Consider the following 16,093-nt stretch of genomic DNA (forward strand, 5'->3'; position numbering starts at 1 on the left):
TATTATTTTAATAATCCCAATAAATAGAACGATTGCTTGTTTTATATAATAATTACATAATTTAATATTATTGTAAGCTTTAAAATATTTGGAGGTAAAGAATTTGACTTTACGGTCTCTGAATATATTCGAATTGTGAAAGGAGGTGTTAATCTACTGTTTTTTAGTAGATAGCCTTATGAAAAGTAAATTTATACCATTTAATGATTTTTGGATTAATTGTGTTTCAACGATAACTTATTCAGTACTTTTATCTAGTAAGCAGGTTGATAAATCAATTGTATATAATAATAATTATGTATACGATATTGTCACAGATAATATGGAGTCTTCAAATACTTTTAATTCCATTGTTGTTCAGATGAAACATGAGGAAATGAATGCACGAATATTTACGAATGGGTCTATTATTGAATGGACAGATGAATACAGTCTTATAAATACCCTAATATCAAATTTAGATTTAGGAAAGGTAGTTACACCTGGGGTTGATCTTTATTATTGTATTGATGAAAATATGTATAGAAATAAATTTCACAAAGAACGCTTAGCTTTGTTGAATGGATATGATAAGGAAAAAGAAATATTCTATGTTTTTGAAATGGGAAAGTCTGGTTATAGCGAGCATATAGTACCTTATCATGAATTAACTTTAGCTGCATCAAAGTATACTCGTGATTCATTCATAAGTGACATAGGTGATAATTTAGATGAATTCATGTATCAGTACAGCGATATCCTGCAAAATGCAAATGAAATAATTGCCTCTATGAATCTGGCGATAAATCAATTGGACTTAATATGGAATATTGATGCTCTAAATGAATTTGAATTAAATTACTTTGGGAACATTGTTCAAACATATATTTTCAGTATGCAAAACAGGCAAAAAGCCAATCGATTATTATTTCAAAATGTATTTGCTAATGATGTAAAAAGTGAAGAAAAATTTGTCTTACTTGAAAAAGAGTATGAGAATATGAAGAATTTAATTATTAGAGATGTCTTTTATAATAAAAAAATAAAAGAAAAGATATTTCAACATAAGGAAAGACTAAAAAGACTATTGCTTGAAGAAAAGTACATATGGGAATCTAAGTTATCTTAACTTATAAGACAAAAGGATATATAGTTAACTATAGTTAGAGTATAATGCTCCAATTCATATTTTTGCAAATGTGAGTTGGAGCATTTGTTTGCATACGACCATTTTTTTAATGTATTACAATACTTTTTGTTAGAATTGCAAGTGTTTAGTTATCTGTATTTAATTTCCATTATTAAATAAATTATAAAAGGAGTTGATAACTTTTTGAATTCAGAAGATTTTGTTAAATTTACGGTTCAGATAATTATGATGCTTTCCATTAGTCTTATTTTAGGCCAAATAATGCGCCGTTTCAAACAACCAACAATTCTAGGTGAATTAATGGGAGGAATTATACTTGGTGTAACAGTTTTTGGATTTATCTTTCCTAACGCCTATAGTTGGTTATTCCAATCTTCGGAAAATATAGTTATAGTAAGGGATAATTTTATCAAGATGGGGATGTTATTCTTCATGTTTACTGTCGGATTAGAGATAAATATATCTGACTTGCGTGATAGTGGAAAAAGTGCCTTGATAATAGGTCTTGTGGGCACGTTATTACCGATAGCTGCTGGTGTCGGATTGGTTTACCTGATTCCAAAAGATTTTTGGGGACCAGTAGTTCAGAAGCATTTTTTTATTTTTGCATTGTTCATTGGTATTAATTTGGCTAATTCTGCCAATCCGGTTATTGCGCGGATATTAATGGATATTGGTTATATAAAAGATAAGATTGGAACCATTATTATGGCTGCCACAGTCGTGGATGATATAATCAACTGGTTTTTATTTGCATTGATTCTGAATGCCATTACTTTGGAGCAATCTACAATTAGTTCTAATTTTAATATGACAATAACAATAATTATAACAATTGCTTTTTTTGTTGTAATATTAATAGGAAAGAAATTTATCCATAAGTCTCTTGATTGGGTACGTAAACGGGTTGTTTGGCCAAATGGTTTTATCGCTGTTACTGCCTGTGTCATTCTTGTGTCCAGCAGTCTGACCGAATTTATTGGCATCCATGCCTTTCTAGGAGCTTTTTTAGTTGGGATAGCGGTTGCTGGTAGTAGCGAGGAAGCTCATAAAGCCTTTCAAGTAATTAAACGTTTTTCTCATGGCTTCTTTGCACCTATTTACTTTGTCTCAATTGGAATGGCAACAAATTTTGCAGCCAACTTCGACTTCGTATTAGTGATTACCTTAATTGTAATCGCTTCTATTACTAAATTTGGTTCAGTATTGATTGGTGCTCGTCTTTCTGGATTGAAAATTAATCGTCAGGTCATAGCCATTGCTTCTGGATTGAATGCACGTGGCGCTACCGGTGTTATATTAGCCGGAGTAGGATTAGAAAACAGTTTGATTGATGACAGAGTTTTTGTTGCCATTTTCATCATGGCATTAGCGACTTCATTTATGTCAGGTTCTATGATGAATTTCTTTTTAACCGGAAACATTCGAGTGAAAGAGGATGCCCAGGGCATGAACCATGGACAAAACAACAAAAAAATCAAACCCGACCGGGAACTTTTTTAAAGATACTTAATATACTGCATCATCCAGTTTATCATAGACTGAAACAATGATTGTGCTGATAGTTCTGTTGCCATTACCAACCTTAAGGGAAATACTAACATGGTGCTGCCGATACAAAACAAAATCCACATCATTATCTGAAATAGTTTCTTGCAAGGTAAACCCCTTGTCTTCCAAGAGCAGTGCTGCTTCATTGAGGTTTTGCCCTTCAGTAATGCCATAAATATGATATGGTACCTGTGTTATGCTGATTTTTGAAAGTCGGTAGTCGTTACTATCATAGGGATAATTAAAATAAATCCCTTCAACGCCATCTTTTGCGTCTTCTGCAAATTTAGGAAGAATATCAGAAGTTCCTTGGGACGGCTGGTTTTCCTTGTTATTTGATAATTTAAGCAGCTCTAATCCGCCAAAATCACTGTTTTGATTGATATCTGTTACAAGTTCCAAGGTTGCTTGGTATTCTTTTTCAGATTTAGTCTTATTGCTATCTGCGATAAAACGGTATCCCAGCAAACATGTAACAATAATGACTGCGGTGAATAGGGCAATTAAAAAATATGGTTTCTTCATATGTTCTCCTTAATTGGGAGGTCTGAATACTGCTAAAATTGAACGGGCATCACGTTCTATTCTTGCCGATAATATGTCAAGGGATATTTGTTATTGCATTCAGCGGTATGGTATAGCAATATAGTATAGGTAAATTATAGAATATATAAGTAATATTATCAATAAATCATATGAAAATTTTAATTATATTTGCATTAACCAGTGCTATCAAGGAAAAGAGAAGGAGTTCGAAATCTTATGGGCAAGGTATATAGTGCCGCGTTTGCTAAAACAATTGAATAATAAATGGAACTCCAAAAATCAATCAAAGATTCTTGGAGCTCCATCTGCTTTATTATACGTACACAATCCTATTTAAGCGTTCTTATATGTTCTTTTAGTTAATTTCCTCTATAGGTTGTAAGAGAAGACATTACCCGGGGTTTATTTTGTAAATTTTATATTATCTAAAGATAGGTTGTCTGAACTTGAACCAATAAATAATATCATATTTCTTACGATACTATCAGTAGAGTCCGCAGCTATCGCTTTGAAGTTAGGACTATCATCAACGGAAATGGTCAACGTTGCCTTATAGGTACCATCTGATTGCGCTACGAAGTTATTTTTAAAGACACGCACCGCTCTTGTTGGATTTGCCCATCCGCAACTGTTGCTTTGTGGAATAGCTGCGATTGATACATTGGTTGGTGACGGAGAGATAACATCCATTGTAAGTTTTGTAAATCCATATACATTAATAGAGTGACCCCAGACATCAGCTGAAAGACGGGCATTTGCCCAGAAGTTACCTTCTGATAAATCATTGCTGCCATGGGTATTAAGACCAGAAAGTTCTAATGCATTGTTGGCATTTTGTATCATTATCGAAGTGATTGGACTATCTGCATTAATACCAAAACCTTGTGTAGTCCCGTCATTAAAATCCCAGAAGCCAGAAGAAAAATCTAATGGCGGTTGTGGCTTGTTTGGTTCTGGTTCATCTGGAGTGGCATAATAAACACCTTTAATACGGGCACGTACATATTGTCCTGACTTGGTTAATTCAGCGTCTGTCCATACTTTATCATAACCTGGGTCAAGATTTGTAGTACTATTTAATGCAGATGCCACTTCGTTCTTGTTACAGAGTGAAAAATTACACCAGCTAATGTTATTTGCATTAAGAAACTCTAACCATGCATCCGCTTTTTCAAGGTATGGTCCAGTAGTACCCGTTGCCAGACTGGTTCCCCATTCTGTAGCAAATACAGCAACACCATGTTCAAGTGCATATTTTACATTACTCATTGCATTATTTCTATCTGTCTCTACATCTGATACGGGATTGGTGCCACTATAAAAATGAACAGAGTACATTGTATTATTGTCGTCAATTGGATTATCTGCTGCCAAATCAGGTCTTTGACTCCAGAAGGGATTGCCAACAATGATGAGATTTTCATTTCCTTTGTTTCTTAATAGTTCTACGATAGGGGTTGCATAAGCTTTTACCTGTGCCCATCCGGCAGCATCATTTGATACGCCTCCACTTCCATCATTTGGTTCATTGCATAATTCATAAATTAGGTTTTTATTATTTGGATATAAATCAGAAATCTCATTAAAGAAGCTTTGTGCTCCTGAATAGATATTGTCATTTGGATTACCTGGATTAATCATATGCCAATCTACAATCACATACATATTATTGGCAATTGCATAGTCTATGCCCTTTATAACTTCCTGTTTAACGGATGGATTGGTTGCATACCCATCTTCACCTATATACATAGCAAGGCGGATTACATTTGCCTCCCAGTCATTCGAAAGGGCTGAAAAAGCATTCGTATTAACAACCTTAGGAAACCACTGTAATCCATGGGTACTCATACCCCTTAATTGAATTGGATTTCCATCTTCACCGCATAGTGTCATTGTGCCGTTTTTAGCAAGTATCTGTAATTTACCTCCGACAGAAGGTTTTTTCACATCAGAATTACCAATTAGGTGAGAATAATCTGATGAAGTTGCTGTAACGGTTGCGTTCGGTATGATAGTTATTACCATAGCAATTATTACTGCAAGAGTAATCAATGTTCTTTTTGCATTTTTAGTCATGACATTCTCCTTTTCTGTACATTACTCATTTGTTGACTGGTACCAAATTCCATTTATTACTAATACGCCATAATGTTACTGCTAAACTATTTTTTCGTAAAGTAAAAATTTGTTTACGAAAATGTGAAAAGTTTAACAAAAAGTGATATGGATTTTTAAACCATTCGAAATTAGTTAAAATGAAACAGAAAAATATTTACAAAATTAGGACTTATTTTCGACAGTATGTTATTAAATTTATAGCCTATTCTGACCGTACTAGAGTAAAAAGAAAGTCTAATCGAAATTGTAATATCTCGATTAGACTTTCTTTCTTGGGGCGTTGAAGTTTTATAAATACATTTCTGCTTGCAAAACGATTGCTATATTAAGGAATATTCTTTTAATAATTTTTCTATATCAGTGCCGGCAATTTTTTTAAGTGTTTCTAGGAACACGGCTTTTATATTTGGGTCAAGATTTAAGTCTGTAAGCTTTTTCCCATCACTCAAGGTTGAAGTTGCATTCAGTAAATCGCGAATATCGTAAGTACTTCCCCAAACTTCTGGCACACCGCGGTCAATGTTTAAAAGTGTATAAACACTTTCCATGGCGGTACGGACGGAGTATTCTATTGTAAAGATTGTATCGCGTGTTGTTTCAGCGAATTGACCAAGGAAAGCAAAGTTAACACTGCCCGTTGGAATAACAGCAGGGCGGTCACCTGCTTCACGGGGCATGAAAAATGCAGTTATGTATGGCATCATACAAGGTACAGTGTTAGCACTATTCTCTGCCATATCCTCAATCTGATTCTCCGGTACGCCAATGTGATACAGCCACTCCATACAGATTTCCTTACCGGTACAATCGCGCATAGGCTTTTTAATATAATTACCGGGTTTGTCGGTAAATAATCCGTAAATCCAACCCACCAACTGATTCTTGGGCTGATTACGGAAATGAGGCTGGCGGTTAAAAGTCCAGCTAAGCAGCCAGTTTGAATCTTTGACCGTTACGATACCGCCTGTAACTATTTTCCCGCTGAAAGGGTCTCGCTTGCAGATGCTCTGAATATAAGGGGGGATACGGTTGTCTAAAGTCGTCACAGTTGCGGACATCCAGTTGCTTTGCTCTGCATCATAGCAGAATTTATCCGGGTGTCCAAAAGACGAATCCTGGGCTGCAATTTTACGCCACATATCCCAGCCGCCGCCTTGCTTAATCTCATAGTTGAAAGCAGCGGGAGTGTTTTGGCTGCCGATGGAAGAATTCTCAACACAGCCGCCATTAGTGATAAACACCAAATCGTCTTCAGTCAGATCGATATGCTCCTTCTGATGATTCCTGATAATATCAATCCGGGTCGCAACTTTCTTATCTTTCTGAGTATCAAATTGTACGTTCTCCACTTTAGTGCCGTAATGGAATTGAACATTATGAGAATCTAAATACTTAACTAATGGAAGAATCATAGATTCATACTGGTTAAGCTTTGTAAAACGAACCGCAGTAAAATCAGGCATACCTCCAATATGATGAACGAACCGTTTAATATACAATTTCATTTCAAGAGCACTATGCCAATTTTCAAAAGCGAACATAGTACGCCAGTATAACCAGAAGTTAGAATTTAGTACTTCATCGCTGAATACTTCAGAGATGCGTTTATTATACAAAGCTTCATCTGGTGTAAAAAACAGTCTCATAATCTCTTGTGTACCTTTGTCTGACAAAGTAAACTTGCCGTCAGTATGGGCATCTTCACCGCGATTCACCGTTGCTCGTGTGAGAGAGCTGTTCGGGTCATGTTTATTGAGCCAATAGAACTCATCCAGTACACTGGCACCTTCGATTTCCAGTGACGGAATGGAATGGAATAAATCCCACAGACACTCATAGCGATTGTCTACTTCACGCCCGCCGCGAATTACAAATCCGGTATTGTCATATTCGTAGCCATCGCAGGCACCGCCTGCAAGAGAATCCTTCTCTAAGATGTGGATTCTTTTGCCTTCCATCTGTCCGTCACGAACAAGAAAAGCTGCGGCAGCAAGTGAGGCGAGGCCTGAACCGATTAAATAAGCCGATTTAGTATCAACACCTTTGGGTTTTTCAGGTCGTGCAAGTGATTCATAATTTCCTTTAGAATAATACATAGTGATTACCTCCAGTTTTATGATTTCTTTCACTCACTATTGTACTATTTACTGAAATTACTACAATAAACAATCATTTGACTTTGATAAGTTTTACAACATATGGGCAAAACTGTATATTTTTTAATCATTTTTATGTATTTGATTAGTTTTCTTAACTTGATATTTGTTTAAGGCTCTTGAAACTTCACCGTGAATCAAGGTGCTGAGTTGATTAATGATTAATTGCGGGTCTTCCTGCATATCCTTTTTAATCCAATCCATAAGCAGACCGACAAAAGCAAAATTATAAAAGTTAGCTATGAACTTTTTATTTGCTTCCGAAACATTCATGCCAATTGCTTTTTCTTCAATGACTCCAATCAACAAATCATAAGTTATTGCATAGAAGTAATCTTCAATTTTTTCTCTGCTGATAGAATGATAAACATTTGAAATGAATGGTTTGTTATCAAGAACCATTTGAAATGTTTGCAAAAAACCCTGCTGCCAAGTCTCATATGTTTTTTTACCATTAATTGCTCTTGCCGTTTCTTCCATACAAATCCATTCAATTAAATCATATATGTCTTTAAAATGATAGTAAAAGGTCATGCGGTTAATTCCGCAATCTGTTGCGATATCTGAAATGGTGATTTTATGAAGTGGTTTCTGTAATAAAAGATTTTTAAGCGAGGTTTCTAGAGCTCGCTTTGTTATCTGCGACATTCAAAAGCCCTCCTAAGTATGATTTTGCTATCAAAAGATTAGCATAGGCGAACAAAATATCAGATTAGGTTCGAGTATGCTTCCATGTAATTCCAACGCTTAAATTATAGCATATATTAAAAGATTTGTAGAATAATTTAATGACCGCTTTGTGTAGACAGCTCATGAAGACGAATGATATATAGGATTTAAGCCGATAAATGAGTGAGCAATCACCCATCATCGGCTCTTATAAAAGTAAGCAAAGCATTATGATTTTATGGCCCAGCGCAATTTTGCACACTTGGCACGGCTATTAGTATTACATTCGGCAGCTGATGGGCGAATAGCCTCAGGAGCTATTTCTCGATAAATTCCTTCACGATAGAATTGTTGAAAAGATTTTTTAACAAGACGATCTTCACCGGAATGAAAGGTAAGGATAGCAACACGTCCACCCTCAGCCAGTGCAGCAGGAAGTTTTTCTAGAAATTTATATAGAACTTCAAACTCATTGTTCACATCAATTCGTAATGCTTGAAAGCTTCTCTGACAGGATTTTTTTATTTCATAGCTTCTATCTTTTTCAGGAATGAATTTCAGCGCATCGTTGATAATTTGTTTTAGTTGACTTGTTGTTGTTATCTCAACTCCCTTTCTTATTGTTGAAATAATAGCACGAGAAATCTCAGCAGAATGAGGTTCATCTGCATTTTCTAACAGCATACCATATAATTCATCTTGTGAAATAGTTTTAAGACGTTCCGCCGCAGAGACTCCTTTTGATGGATTTAACCGTAAGTCTAAGGGACCCTCCGTCTTAAAAGAGAATCCTCTTTCAGGATTATCTATTTGCATAGATGAGACACCTAAATCTGCCAAAATAAAATTCAATGGCCCCGATTCAGAAGTAATTTCATCGATATTTGAAAAATTTGTTTGCTTAATTGTTAAAATATCTGAGCCAAATCCTAAACGCTCTAAACGCTCCCTTGTTCGCGGTAATTCGATCGAATCCACATCGGTAGCATACAAATGCCCCTTTGAATTTAAACATTTAAGCATTTCTAAGGTATGACCACCATAACCCAAAGTTGCATCTAATCCGGTTTGTCCAGGGGCAATTTGTAAGAAATCTAATATTTCTTTCACACAAATGGAACGATGCATACCTGCAGGAGTATTGCCCTTTTGAATTACTTTTGCAACAGCATCGGCATATAACTCCGGTTGCAGTTCTTTATATTTATCTTTAAAAGCTTTTGGGTGGGTACCTTTATACCTGGGACGACGCTGGTGTTTTTGTTCTTGATTATCCATTCTTGTTTCCGCCTTTTTAACTATCTTTTTTAATAAATGATTCAAAACATCAGCGAAACTGATGATTTTAAACATTACTACAATCTATGATAGCAAATGCATGTCATAATAGCAAATATAAATAAAGAATCGGTATGAAAATCAATCGTATCGCCAATGTGTGTAAATGTCCTTTTTTATTGCATTGAACAAGTTACTTATGTAAAATAGGTGGGTACTTAAGAAATTATATTAAAATAAATCAATAATTTTTTTATCGTATATACTATTAATTTAGGAGCTTGCAAAACTCTATGTTTAGAGTAAAAAGGTTGTTTTGCAAACACCTAACTTTTGAATGAGAGGTTTAAATATGGATAGCAGCAGTTTTTACAAATATAAAATCAGTGAGGATATTATTAAGGCGCTTAATGGCCTGGAATATTATATACCTACAAACGTTCAGGCCAAAGTCATACCTTCTGCTTTAGAAAAAAATGATCTTATCGTCAAAGCACAGACAGGCAGTGGCAAGACCGGTGCATATGCAATTCCCATATGTGAACTGATTGAATGGCTTGAAAATAAACCACAAGCCCTAATTTTGACGCCAACAAGGGAACTTGCCGTTCAAATAAAAGAGGATTTTATTAATATAGGCAGATTTAAGCGAGTAAAAGCAACAGCAATCTATGGCGGACACCCATTTTCGGTGGAGAAAGCAGAGTTGAAGCAGAAAACACATGTTGTTGTTGGTACACCGGGGCGTGTTATGGATCATATAAAGAAAGGCACACTAACCTTAAGTAAGATGAATTATTTAGTAATAGATGAAGCAGATAGAATGTTTGATATGGGATTCGCCAGCCAGGTAGAGGCAATTTTAAAAGAACTGCCGGGGGAACGGATGACTATGTTGTTTTCAGCTACTATGAATGATGAAGTAAAAAGCATATCATCAAAGCATATGAAAGACCCGATTCATGTAGATGTCAGTGAAACCAGTATCATGACTGCTGGGATTAAACATTTTCTTTATATTACGAATGAAGAAGATAAATTTGAGTTGTTAACCGATGTTATGATTATTGAAAAACCGGATAGCTCTATCATTTTTTGCAGTACTAAGGATCGTGTGGATATGGTATGTAGTCGTCTGAATGATGCTGGCTATCCCTGTAATAAAATGCATGGCGGTATGGAACAGGACGAGCGAATATCTGCAATGAGGCGTTTTAAAAGGGGGGAGTACCGTTATTTAATTGCCACAGATGTAATGGCAAGAGGAATAGATATAGAAAATATTTCTCTGGTTATTAACTATGATATTCCTTTAGATGAAGAAAATTATATTCATCGTACAGGAAGAACAGGGCGTGCAGGGCAAAAAGGAAAAGCCATCTCCTTTGTAAATTCAGCACAAACCAGATACTTGCATGCTATAGAAGAACAGATTGGATTCAAAATTCAGGAATTAACGAAACCTGCCAAAGAAGAAGTATCCATTCAAAAACCTTTTTTTGATGAAAAAATCAATATGGCATCTCAGATAAGAAAAATGAAAAGTGATCAATTAAATAAAGAAATAATGAAATTACGTTTCAATGGCGGCAGAAATAAGAAACTTAGAGCAACTAATTTTGTCGGAGTCATATCTAATCTGGAAGGTGTCAGGGCAGAGGACATTGGAATAATATCAATGCAAGATACACTTACCTATATAGAAATACTAAATGGTAAAGGCTCATTGGTACTAGAAGCAATGAAAAATACAAAGATTTGCGGGAAGCAATTGAAGGTAATCGAGGTAATGGATAAAATTTAAAGCCATAGATAATTACTCTGCCTACTATAAATTTCAATAAGTCCCAAATTCGAACGAATCAGTTCATTGTGTCAATTGGAAATTTAAGTAAGGTATAAGGGATATACTTTAAAATAAGTATATATTTCTATATAATAGGTGATTAACAGAAGCAGGAGGAATTATATGCCAGATAAGAAATGTAAGGAGGAATACCTTCGAAGAATTCATAAAGTGCAGGATTATATTGAACATCATGTAGGACAGTCTCTTACCATCACAGAACTTGCGGGCGTAGCAGGGTTTTCCAAATACCATTTCAGCAGGATTTTTCAGGGGATGCTGCATGAACCGTTAGCCCATTATGTGAACCGGATTCGAATGGAGAAGGCCATGTTTTTACTGGCACACCGGGCTGGGGACTAAGTTTGTCCACTATGGATATGGCAAGAATAGGGCAACTATACCTAGAGGGCGGAGTCTTTAAGGGCAAACAAATAGTACCTGCGCAGTGGATAGATGAGAGTACAAAGGAACAAAGTCGATGGGATAAGTTGTCGTATGGTTATATGTGGTGGATTATAGATGATAAGGAAAAGATCTATGCAGCTATGGGAGATGGAGGAAATGTGATTTATGTTAATACGAAGAAAAAAATGGTAATATCCATTGCTTCTCTTTTTATACCACATGCGAAAGATCGATTGAAACTTATCAGGGAGTATATGGAACCTATGTTTGATAGAAACGAATGACCTAGTATGGATAGGTTGATAATTTAACTAAAAGGTATTAATATTTATAGATATCATTAAAGTATAACAGGCTTGCGGATGAAAGAAATTGTATTTGCTTGTAATGGATGGTATAATTTAATATATTTGTATTGCTATATTTCATTTATAATTAAAAAATTCAAAAGCATATCTAGAAAATTCTATAAAGACAGGAGAAGGTTATAGATATATATCATGGCAGATTGGAGTGATAATAATGGGAAATACGGATAAGTTTGAAATGATAGCTAATATGTATGATACACCTGAAAGAATCCAAATTGCAAAGGTATCTTCAGAAGCTATCGGTGAATTTTTAGTAGATTCGAATGGAAAGGATGCAATTGATTTTGGCTGTGGTACGGGTCTAGTAGGAATGGATTTGTTAAACAAGTTGAATTCCATACTTTTTCTGGATACCTCACAAAATATGATTCATCAAGTAGAGCAAAAAATTACTAGTGCAAATATACAGAATGCAGCAACGTTATGTTTTGACTTTGAAAAAGATAACCTGTCGGATGTGCATGCGGACTATATTTTTATGGTTCAAGTCTTACTTCATATTAATGATATTGAGTTAGTATTGTCCAGACTTTATGAGGTTCTTAAAGATAAGGGGCATTTAATCGTCGTAGATTATAACAAAAATGAAAACATAGATTCTGATATGGTTCATAATGGATTTAGCCAAACAGAGTTAAATGATAGGATGAGTAATATAGGATATAGAAATATACAATCGAAAACTTTTTATAATGGAAGTAAGATATTCATGGGACAAGATGCGTCACTATTTATTCTTGATGCCGAGAAATAATGTTAGAAAAATATATTTGTTCCGAGTGGAGGTAAGGGTTTGCCAAAAAGGTTTCTGATGGTTTTTCTGATAATCTTTGCGTTTATTTCAATGTTATTGTTATCTATGCCGAGCAATAAATTAGGACACGACACCAGCTATCAGGTTGTAAATGGCAGAATGAAGCTTCATGGCTGGAATCTGGAGCATATTAAAACGCTTCCTTTGGATGGGGAATGGGAATTTTATTGGGAGCAGCTTTTAACGCCGGCAGACTTTACAGCCCCAAATAAGAACAAGCCAGAACTTACCGGTTATTTACAGGTACCTGGATTATGGAATGGAAAGGTGTTTGGACAGAATGAAATACCTGTTTTTGGATATGCTACTTATCGTCTGGTCGTTGAAGGCATTCCTTTTCGTGGGGTACTTGGATTAAAAAAGGGCAATGCGCGCTTCTCCAGTAAAGTCTATGTGAATGGTAAGGAACTGCTATCCGATGGAGTACCGGCAGAGAAGTCAGCAGAGTATAAGTCTGGAAATACTCCTCAGTTGGGGTTTTTTAGTATCGATGGCGGAAGTGTTGAAATACTTGTACAGGTTGCTAATTATGAATATCTAAATTCAGGAATACCAGTTTCCTTAGAAATCGGTAGTGAAGATGCTATGATGCATGAGTATCAGAAAAATAATCTACTTTCACTTGCCGTCTTTGCAATATTATGGACAATTGCATTGGTACATTTAATATTCTTTTGTGTTGCCTTTGCAGGGGGGCATAAAGAATACTTATTACCTCTTTTTTCTCTTTTTTGTTTTCTATTTGCAATCGGCAATGCGCTGGCGGATCAGCGTCCTTTACTTTTATTATTACCGGATATCTCTTTTACCATAGTTTTTAAAATGAAAGACTTTTTTTTATCAGCTAACTTTATTGTGCTAATCTGGATTTTTCATAAATTTAAGAGTGGACTTTTGTCGGTACGTGTGGCTAAGTTGATTACATTTACATATGTAGCTAGTTTGGTGACTGTAGTGGTACTTCCGATTTATATATATAATAGAATATATCTGCTTGTGATGTCTTGTAACAGCATCATTTTATTGGTTTTGTTAGTAAGGGTAATCCTCTTATATATACGAAGTGGAGAAGGTTTGTTGCTCTTTATTTCCATATTGTCGGTTAATTTATATTCCGCAGATGCAATTTTATTCTCCTTGGGTTTTAAAACAAGTTCCGGATTTTTGCAAGTGTATATCATGATATTGGCTGTTGCGATGATATTAATGTTGTCGATGCAATATTTTTCGGCTTTGAGGAATTTAAAACATTCTGTGAAACGAACGCAGGAGGCAGAGATTGCTTTTCTGCGTTCGCAGATAAATCCACATTTTTTGTATAATGCACTCAATTCCATAGCATCATTATGCAGGTCGGAGCCAGAAAAGGCAGAGGATGTGGTGGTAGAGCTTTCACAGTATCTACGGCATAGTTTTGATTTTAAAAGGATGGACGCAATGTCTACGTTGGCAAAAGAGCTGGAATTGTTAGACGCTTATTTGTATATTGAAAAAACCCGTTTTGGTGACCGTCTTAGAGTCGAATATGATATAGACGAAACCTTGCATATTCCGCTTCCGCCCCTAGTGTTGCAGCCCTTGGTAGAAAATGCCGTGAGACATGGGCTGATGGGTAATATAGCAGGGGGTACAGTAACAATTTCGATTAAACGCTGTGCACAGGAAGCGGTCTTTAAAATTACTGACAATGGAGTCGGAATGGATAGCGGTAAACTAGGAGGATTGTTGGTCGACAATACAAAAGAGAGGGGAATCGGTGTTTGGAACATCAATCAGCGTTTGAAAATGCTTTATAATACAGAAATAATCATAAGCAGCGAAAAGGGAAAAGGAACACAAGTTACGTTTGCCTTACCCCTCAATAACGATAAAATACCAAAGCTTAAACAGGTACGAAAGGGAGGTATCAACCATTAAAGCAATTATTGTGGATGATGAAAAACTAGCCAGAGACCGACTTGCAAGTCTGCTAGCAGAGCTTGAGAACATGGAACTATGTATTACGTTTGGTGATGCAGCATCAGCTCTAAATTATGTTAAAGAATATCCGGTAGATGTAGTTTTTCTGGATATCAGTATGCCGGAAATGGACGGAATGGAATTTGCCAATAATCTTCTTAAGCATGGAAGTTTTGCAAAGGTAGTGTTTGTTACCGGGTATGGAGAATATGCGGTGGAGGCTTTTGAACTGGAGGCAGTGGACTATCTGCTAAAACCGGTCAGCCGTGAACGCCTTGTAAAGACTGTGAACAGGCTTATCAAGCCGAAAAAGAGCGAAGAGAAACGTTTGAATGTTACTTGCTTTGGTGGATTTGCTGTATCGGTTTATGGAGATGGCGGTGAACGCATAAGCTGGCGTTCCCCAAAGGTTGAGGAGCTATTTGCATTTTTAATCTGTAAAGGCAGCGTTAGTCGCGATGAGATTGCAGATACGCTGTGGGATGGATTTGCACCGGATAAAGCTTTGAAAAATATTAATTCTACCGTCTATTATATCCGAAAGGCATTGCAACAGTATGGGTTAGAAGAATGCATGGTTACGAATCATAGGCAAATCTCTATAAATACCCAAAAAATGTACTGTGATTTATATGAGTTTGAGCGGATACAAAAGTCCGCATGGAATACCGTTTCAGGACTTGAGAAATTGAATGAGCTGTATCATGGGGAATTGTTTTACGGAAAAACTTATGAATGGTCATTTGCCAAAGCACACACCTTGGAAGAGCGTTTGAATACGAATTTACTTAAAGCTGCAAAGCAATACGAACATCAGGAAGAATATGTAAAAGCACAACCACTGTACTGGAGGGTGTTGGAGCTCAACCCCTTCCATGAAGAGGCATGCAGCTACTTAATTGCTAATTATAGGATGACCGGACAGCAGCAAAAGGCCCAACAGTTGCGACAGCAAATGGAACAGCTTTTACTGGATGAAACAGCGGGGATTTCAATGAATCCATATGCATGGATTTTACAGAAAGGCTCTTAAAAAGCCTGTTATGCAACACTCCCTTTCGTAGAATTCTTGTGAGAAAAAAGAATAATGATAACCATTCGACCCTTTCACTTGTGTTAGGGTCGAATTTTGTCTGTTTATTTTTTGTTGAGTCGAAAGTCCTATAATAATACAACAACATAATAGGAAGCGCATCTAAAGAGAAAGCGGCCAATTATCAACATAAAATTACAAGGAGGATAAAA

The 16,093-nt window shown here is 35.9% G+C and carries 13 protein-coding genes; 8 read left to right on the forward strand and 5 right to left on the reverse strand.

What is annotated here, in order from left to right; all coding sequences use genetic code 11:
* Nucleotides 1-178 precede the first annotated feature (178 nt).
* Nucleotides 179-1,108, forward strand: a complete 930-nt coding sequence (locus acsn021_RS08765; RefSeq protein ID WP_184091334.1) for a hypothetical protein — start codon at nt 179-181, stop codon at nt 1,106-1,108.
* 204 nt (nt 1,109-1,312) lie between these two features.
* Complete coding sequence (locus tag acsn021_RS08770) at nt 1,313-2,632, forward strand: cation:proton antiporter (protein ID WP_184091332.1); 1,320 nt, start codon at nt 1,313-1,315, stop codon at nt 2,630-2,632.
* Nucleotides 2,633-2,638: 6 nt separating this feature from the next.
* Here the strand turns inward: acsn021_RS08770 and acsn021_RS08775 are convergent, their stop codons facing one another.
* From acsn021_RS08775 to rsmH, 5 genes are all read right to left on the reverse strand, one after another.
* Complete coding sequence (locus acsn021_RS08775) at nt 2,639-3,205, reverse strand: hypothetical protein (protein ID WP_184091330.1); 567 nt, start codon at nt 3,203-3,205, stop codon at nt 2,639-2,641.
* Nucleotides 3,206-3,628: 423 nt separating this feature from the next.
* Nucleotides 3,629-5,305, reverse strand: coding sequence for a cellulase family glycosylhydrolase (locus acsn021_RS08780; protein ID WP_184091328.1), 1,677 nt, complete (start codon nt 5,303-5,305; stop codon nt 3,629-3,631).
* A gap of 362 nt (nt 5,306-5,667) precedes the next feature.
* Nucleotides 5,668-7,443, reverse strand: coding sequence for an oleate hydratase (locus acsn021_RS08785; protein ID WP_184091326.1), 1,776 nt, complete (start codon nt 7,441-7,443; stop codon nt 5,668-5,670).
* Nucleotides 7,444-7,566: 123 nt separating this feature from the next.
* Entirely contained in the window at nt 7,567-8,151 is a 585-nt protein-coding gene (locus acsn021_RS08790; RefSeq protein WP_184091324.1) for a TetR/AcrR family transcriptional regulator, read from the reverse strand.
* A gap of 249 nt (nt 8,152-8,400) precedes the next feature.
* The gene (gene rsmH, locus acsn021_RS08795; RefSeq protein WP_184091322.1) at nt 8,401-9,450 is read right to left on the reverse strand and encodes a 16S rRNA (cytosine(1402)-N(4))-methyltransferase RsmH; all 1,050 of its coding nucleotides are present in this window, start codon (nt 9,448-9,450) and stop codon (nt 8,401-8,403) included.
* Between the two features lie 352 nt (nt 9,451-9,802).
* Here rsmH and acsn021_RS08800 point away from each other — a divergent pair, with 352 nt between their 5' ends.
* From acsn021_RS08800 to acsn021_RS08825, 6 genes are all read left to right on the forward strand, one after another.
* Nucleotides 9,803-11,254 (forward strand): DEAD/DEAH box helicase, encoded by a 1,452-nt coding sequence (locus tag acsn021_RS08800; RefSeq protein WP_184091320.1) that lies wholly within the window; start codon nt 9,803-9,805, stop codon nt 11,252-11,254.
* Between the two features lie 165 nt (nt 11,255-11,419).
* On the forward strand, nt 11,420-11,659 hold the full coding sequence (locus tag acsn021_RS08805; protein ID WP_243167793.1) for an AraC family transcriptional regulator: 240 nt from the start codon (nt 11,420-11,422) through the stop codon (nt 11,657-11,659).
* A 2-nt stretch (nt 11,660-11,661) separates the two neighbouring features.
* On the forward strand, nt 11,662-11,988 hold the full coding sequence (locus acsn021_RS08810; RefSeq protein ID WP_330601732.1) for a serine hydrolase domain-containing protein: 327 nt from the start codon (nt 11,662-11,664) through the stop codon (nt 11,986-11,988).
* Nucleotides 11,989-12,226: 238 nt separating this feature from the next.
* A complete protein-coding gene (locus acsn021_RS08815; protein WP_184091318.1) occupies nt 12,227-12,829 on the forward strand; it encodes a class I SAM-dependent methyltransferase in 603 nt (200 codons plus the stop codon).
* Between the two features lie 39 nt (nt 12,830-12,868).
* Entirely contained in the window at nt 12,869-14,806 is a 1,938-nt protein-coding gene (locus tag acsn021_RS08820) for a sensor histidine kinase (RefSeq protein WP_243167792.1), read from the forward strand.
* Nucleotides 14,807-14,816: 10 nt separating this feature from the next.
* Nucleotides 14,817-15,881 carry a response regulator gene (locus acsn021_RS08825; RefSeq protein ID WP_243182325.1) on the forward strand — a complete coding sequence of 355 codons (1,065 nt, stop codon included), beginning with the start codon at nt 14,817-14,819 and terminating at the stop codon, nt 15,879-15,881.
* Nucleotides 15,882-16,093: the final 212 nt, after the last annotated feature.

The organism is Anaerocolumna cellulosilytica (assembly GCF_014218335.1).
GTDB lineage: Bacteria > Bacillota > Clostridia > Lachnospirales > Lachnospiraceae > Anaerocolumna > Anaerocolumna cellulosilytica.

Bases quoted from the DNA above. Each gene is read 5' to 3' on its own strand.
- acsn021_RS08780 (WP_184091328.1), bottom strand. From the start codon at position 5,305: ATGACTAAAAATGCAAAAAGAACATTGATTACTCTTGCAGTAATAATT.
- acsn021_RS08815 (WP_184091318.1), top strand. From the start codon at position 12,227: ATGGGAAATACGGATAAGTTTGAAATGATAGCTAATATGTATGATACA.
- acsn021_RS08765 (WP_184091334.1), top strand. From the start codon at position 179: ATGAAAAGTAAATTTATACCATTTAATGATTTTTGGATTAATTGTGTT.
- acsn021_RS08785 (WP_184091326.1), bottom strand. From the start codon at position 7,443: ATGTATTATTCTAAAGGAAATTATGAATCACTTGCACGACCTGAAAAA.
- rsmH (WP_184091322.1), bottom strand. From the start codon at position 9,450: ATGGATAATCAAGAACAAAAACACCAGCGTCGTCCCAGGTATAAAGGT.
- acsn021_RS08775 (WP_184091330.1), bottom strand. From the start codon at position 3,205: ATGAAGAAACCATATTTTTTAATTGCCCTATTCACCGCAGTCATTATT.
- acsn021_RS08800 (WP_184091320.1), top strand. From the start codon at position 9,803: ATGGATAGCAGCAGTTTTTACAAATATAAAATCAGTGAGGATATTATT.
- acsn021_RS08790 (WP_184091324.1), bottom strand. From the start codon at position 8,151: ATGTCGCAGATAACAAAGCGAGCTCTAGAAACCTCGCTTAAAAATCTT.
- acsn021_RS08805 (WP_243167793.1), top strand. From the start codon at position 11,420: ATGCCAGATAAGAAATGTAAGGAGGAATACCTTCGAAGAATTCATAAA.